The sequence below is a fragment of the Streptococcus dentiloxodontae genome (assembly GCF_053206925.1).
In genome coordinates this window covers 1-5,455 of the sequence record NZ_JBRUHR010000034.1, presented here as the reverse complement: position 1 = coordinate 5,455, position 5,455 = coordinate 1, and the positions used below count along the sequence as shown (strand labels likewise).

Sequence of the window (5,455 nt, the reverse complement as noted above, 5' to 3'; positions counted from 1 at the left end):
GGAAGAAAAGTAGTTGACAAAGGGAATAAGGTTTGCTAGAATATAGGAGTTGTCTTCAGAGGAAGGCAGAGCCCTTTGAGAACTGAATAAGAAACCAAGTGCAGGGTTTGTTATGAGAATAATAGACCTGTCAATTTACACGAATAAATCTGTCGGCGGACAGAAAGAGTAAGATTAAATGAGAGTTTGATCCTGGCTCAGGACGAACGCTGGCGGCGTGCCTAATACATGCAAGTGGAACGCTTTGCTTTCACCGTAGCTTGCTACACCGGAAGTAAAGAGTCGCGAACGGGTGAGTAACGCGTAGGTAACCTGCCTATTAGCGGGGGATAACTATTGGAAACGATAGCTAATACCGCATAAAAGTTTTGAACACATGTTAAGAACTTGAAAGATACAAGTGTATCACTAGTAGATGGACCTGCGTTGTATTAGCTAGTTGGTAAGGTAATGGCTTACCAAGGCAACGATACATAGCCGACCTGAGAGGGTGATCGGCCACACTGGGACTGAGACACGGCCCAGACTCCTACGGGAGGCAGCAGTAGGGAATCTTCGGCAATGGGGGGAACCCTGACCGAGCAACGCCGCGTGAGTGAAGAAGGTTTTCGGATCGTAAAGCTCTGTTGTAAGAGAAGAACGTTGATGAGAGTGGAAAGTTCATCAAGTGACGGTAACTTACCAGAAAGGGACGGCTAACTACGTGCCAGCAGCCGCGGTAATACGTAGGTCCCGAGCGTTGTCCGGATTTATTGGGCGTAAAGGGAGCGCAGGCGGTTCTGTAAGTCAGAAGTTAAAGGCAGTGGCTTAACCATTGTTTGCTTTTGAAACTGCAGGACTTGAGTGCAGAAGGGGAGAGTGGAATTCCATGTGTAGCGGTGAAATGCGTAGATATATGGAGGAACACCGGTGGCGAAAGCGGCTCTCTGGTCTGTAACTGACGCTGAGGCTCGAAAGCGTGGGGAGCGAACAGGATTAGATACCCTGGTAGTCCACGCCGTAAACGATGAGTGCTAGGTGTTGGGTCCTTTCCGGGACTCAGTGCCGCAGCTAACGCAATAAGCACTCCGCCTGGGGAGTACGACCGCAAGGTTGAAACTCAAAGGAATTGACGGGGGCCCGCACAAGCGGTGGAGCATGTGGTTTAATTCGAAGCAACGCGAAGAACCTTACCAGGTCTTGACATCCCGATGCTATTCTTAGAGATAAGAAGTTACTTTTGTACATCGGAGACAGGTGGTGCATGGTTGTCGTCAGCTCGTGTCGTGAGATGTTGGGTTAAGTCCCGCAACGAGCGCAACCCCTATTGTTAGTTGCCATCATTAAGTTGGGCACTCTAGCGAGACTGCCGGTAATAAACCGGAGGAAGGTGGGGATGACGTCAAATCATCATGCCCCTTATGACCTGGGCTACACACGTGCTACAATGGTCGGTACAACGAGTCGCAAGCCGGTGACGGCAAGCTAATCTCTGAAAGCCGATCTCAGTTCGGATTGGAGGCTGCAACTCGCCTCCATGAAGTCGGAATCGCTAGTAATCGCGGATCAGCACGCCGCGGTGAATACGTTCCCGGGCCTTGTACACACCGCCCGTCACACCACGAGAGTTTGTAACACCCGAAGTCGGTGAGGTAACCTTTTAGGAGCCAGCCGCCTAAGGTGGGATAGATGATTGGGGTGAAGTCGTAACAAGGTAGCCGTATCGGAAGGTGCGGCTGGATCACCTCCTTTCTAAGGAAAAACTAAGTAACGGAGGGCGAAAAAAGCGACTTGATTTTAGGGGCTGACCAAGAAATCCTGATTTCTTAGGGCAGACATCTAAATCACAAGCTTTTAGCCCGAGTACAATTTAGCTCGTAAGGGTTAGAGAGTAAAGCTGTTATTTTAGTAACGGAATGCATTTGGTTCTTATTTAGTTTTGAGAGGGCATGTGGGGCCTTAGCTCAGCTGGGAGAGCGCCTGCTTTGCACGCAGGAGGTCAGCGGTTCGATCCCGCTAGGCTCCATAAAACAGGATACTAACAGAGGGTTCAACTCAGTATCTTGTTTATGACAACGAAGTCGCTAAAATAGGAATAGGATAAAGGTTTAACTATTAGTAGTTAAACACGACCTCATTTCTTAGGAAAAAAGATAAACGTCCTCGTGTCTAAAGACACTAGCGTCAGTTTCCTATTTTTCTACAGAAATGCCCAACAAGTTGGGACGGTCTTAGTATCCTAAAGATTGTCCATTGAAAATTGAATACATCTATCAAACTATATTGGAAACAATATAGAGAAAGTAACAAGAAATAAACCGAAACGCTGTTTATATTTTAATGAGTTAAAAAATAAGGTTAAGTTAATAAGGGCGCACGGTGGATGCCTTGGCACTAGGAGCCGAAGAAGGACGTGACTAACGACGAAATGCTTTGGGGAGCTGTAAGTAAGCTATGATCCAGAGATGTCCGAATGGGGGAACCCACTAGTTAATGACTAGTATCCATAACTGTTAAGGTTATGAGAAGGAAGACGCAGTGAACTGAAACATCTAAGTAGCTGCAGGAAGAGAAAGCAAGAGCGATTGCCTTAGTAGCGGCGAGCGAAGAGGCAAAAGGGCAAACCAGAGTGTTTACACTCTGGGGTTGTAGGACTGCAATGTGGACTTAAAGAGTATAGAAGAATTACCTGGGAAGGTAAGCCAAAGAGAGTAAGAGCCTCGTATTCGAAATAGTCTTTAACCCTAGCAGGATCCTGAGTACGGCGGGACACGAGGAATCCCGTCGGAATCTGGGAGGCCCATCTCCCAACCCTAAATACTCCCTAGTGACCGATAGTGAACCAGTACCGTGAGGGAAAGGTGAAAAGCACCCCGGGAGGGGAGTGAAAGAGAACCTGAAACCGTGTGCCTACAAGAAGTTCGAGCCCGTTAATGGGTGAGAGCGTGCCTTTTGTAGAATGAACCGGCGAGTTACGTTTACATGCGAGGTTAAGTTGAAGAGACGGAGCCGTAGGGAAACCGAGTCTTAATAGGGCGAAGGAGTATGTGGATGTAGACCCGAAACCATGTGACCTACCCATGAGCAGGTTGAAGGTGAGGTAAAACTCACTGGAGGACCGCACCAGGGCACGTTGAAAAGTGCTTGGATGACTTGTGGGTAGCGGAGAAATTCCAAACGAACTTGGAGATAGCTGGTTCTCTCCGAAATAGCTTTAGGGCTAGCGTTGATGTGAGACTCTTGGAGGTAGAGCACTGTTTGGGTGAGGGGTCCATCCCGGATTACCAATCTCAGATAAACTCCGAATGCCAACGAGTTATCATCGGCAGTCAGACTGCGAGTGCTAAGATCCGTAGTCGAAAGGGAAACAGCCCAGACCACCAGCTAAGGTCCCCAAATAACTGTTAAGTGGAAAAGGATGTGGGGTTGCACAGACAACTAGGATGTTAGCTTAGAAGCAGCTATTCATTCAAAGAGTGCGTAATAGCTCACTAGTCGAGTGACCCTGCGCCGAAAATGTACCGGGGCTAAAACAGTTTACCGAAGCTGTGGATTACCTAAAAGGTAATGGTAGGAGAGCGTTCTATGTGTGGCGAAGGTGTACCGTGAGGAGCGCTGGAACGCATAGAAGTGAGAATGCCGGTATGAGTAGCGCAAGACAGGTGAGAATCCTGTCCACCGTAAGACTAAGGATTCCAGGGGAAGGCTCGTCCGCCCTGGGTTAGTCGGGACCTAAGGAGAGACCGAAAGGTGTATCCGATGGGCAACAGGTTGATATTCCTGTACTAGAGTATATAGTGATGGAGGGACGCAGTAGGCTAACTAAAGCGTGCGATTGGAAGAGCACGTCTAAGCAGTGAGGTGTGATATGAGTTAAATGCTTTTATCTGTAACATTGAGCTGTGATGGGGAGCGAAGTTTAGTAGCGAAGTTAGTGATGTCACACTGCCAAGAAAAGCTTCTAGCGTTAATGATACTCTACCCGTACCGCAAACCGACACAGGTAGTCGAGGCGAGTAGCCTCAGGTGATCGAGAGAACTCTCGTTAAGGAACTCGGCAAAATGGCCCCGTAACTTCGGGAGAAGGGGCGCTGATTTAGGTCAGCCGCAGTGAATAGGCCCAAGCAACTGTTTATCAAAAACACAGCTCTCTGCGAAATCGTAAGATGAAGTATAGGGGGTGACGCCTGCCCGGTGCTGGAAGGTTAAGAGGAGCGCTTAGACAATGTCGAAGGTGTGAATTGAAGCCCCAGTAAACGGCGGCCGTAACTATAACGGTCCTAAGGTAGCGAAATTCCTTGTCGGGTAAGTTCCGACCCGCACGAAAGGCGTAATGATTTGGGCACTGTCTCAACGAGAGACTCGGTGAAATTTTAGTACCTGTGAAGATGCAGGTTACCCGCGACAGGACGGAAAGACCCCATGGAGCTTTACTGCAGTTTGATATTGAGTATCTGTACCACATGTACAGGATAGGTAGGAGCCAAAGAGATCGGGACGCCAGTTTCGATGGAGGCGTTGTTGGGATACTACCCTTGTGTTATGGCTACTCTAACCTAGATAGGCAACCCCTATCGGAGACAGTGTCTGACGGGCAGTTTGACTGGGGCGGTCGCCTCCTAAAAGGTAACGGAGGCGCCCAAAGGTTCCCTCAGATTGGTTGGAAATCAATCGCAGAGTGTAAAGGTATAAGGGAGCTTGACTGCGAGAGCAACAACTCGAGCAGGGACGAAAGTCGGGCTTAGTGATCCGGTGGTTCCGTATGGAAGGGCCATCGCTCAACGGATAAAAGCTACCCTGGGGATAACAGGCTTATCTCCCCCAAGAGTTCACATCGACGGGGAGGTTTGGCACCTCGATGTCGGCTCGTCGCATCCTGGGGCTGTAGTCGGTCCCAAGGGTTGGGCTGTTCGCCCATTAAAGCGGCACGCGAGCTGGGTTCAGAACGTCGTGAGACAGTTCGGTCCCTATCCGTCGCGGGCGAAGGAAATTTGAGAGGATCTGCTCCTAGTACGAGAGGACCAGAGTGGACTTACCGCTGGTGTACCAGTTGTCTTGCCAAAGGCATCGCTGGGTAGCTATGTAGGGACGGGATAAACGCTGAAAGCATCTAAGTGTGAAGCCCCCCTCAAGATGAGATTTCCCATGATTATATATCAGTAAGAGCCCTGAGAGAAGATCAGGTAGATAGGTTAGGAGTGGAAGTGCTGTGAGGCATGAAGCGGACTAATACTAATAGCTCGAGGACTTATCCAAAAATAAGTAATGAGGGCGTAGAAACCGCCTGAAAGGATTGACAGTGTATCGGAAACTTGTTAAGATAGATTTATTCAATTTTGAGTAGGCAACTATTCAATTGGTTAAGTGACGCTAGCCTAGGAGATACACCTGTTTCCATGCCGAACACAGCAGTTAAGCCCTAGCACGCCGGAAGTAGTTGGGGGTTGCCCCCTGCCAGATATGGGAGTCGCTTAGC

At 49.0% G+C, this 5,455-nt stretch carries 1 tRNA gene and 3 rRNA genes; all 4 read left to right on the top strand.

What is annotated here, in order from left to right:
* The first annotated feature begins 174 nt into the window (after positions 1-174).
* The 4 genes from ACVRZ8_RS10695 (at position 175) to rrf (ending at position 5,455) form a co-directional block, all read left to right on the top strand.
* A 16S ribosomal RNA gene (locus ACVRZ8_RS10695) occupies positions 175-1,731 on the top strand.
* Positions 1,732-1,932: 201 nt separating this feature from the next.
* Positions 1,933-2,005: transfer RNA gene (locus ACVRZ8_RS10690), tRNA-Ala, on the top strand.
* A 330-nt stretch (positions 2,006-2,335) separates the two neighbouring features.
* A 23S ribosomal RNA gene (locus tag ACVRZ8_RS10685) occupies positions 2,336-5,235 on the top strand.
* 104 nt (positions 5,236-5,339) lie between these two features.
* Positions 5,340-5,455: ribosomal RNA gene (gene rrf, locus ACVRZ8_RS10680) — 5S ribosomal RNA — on the top strand.
* The 16S, 23S and 5S rRNA genes sit together here with 1 tRNA gene alongside, the layout of an rRNA operon.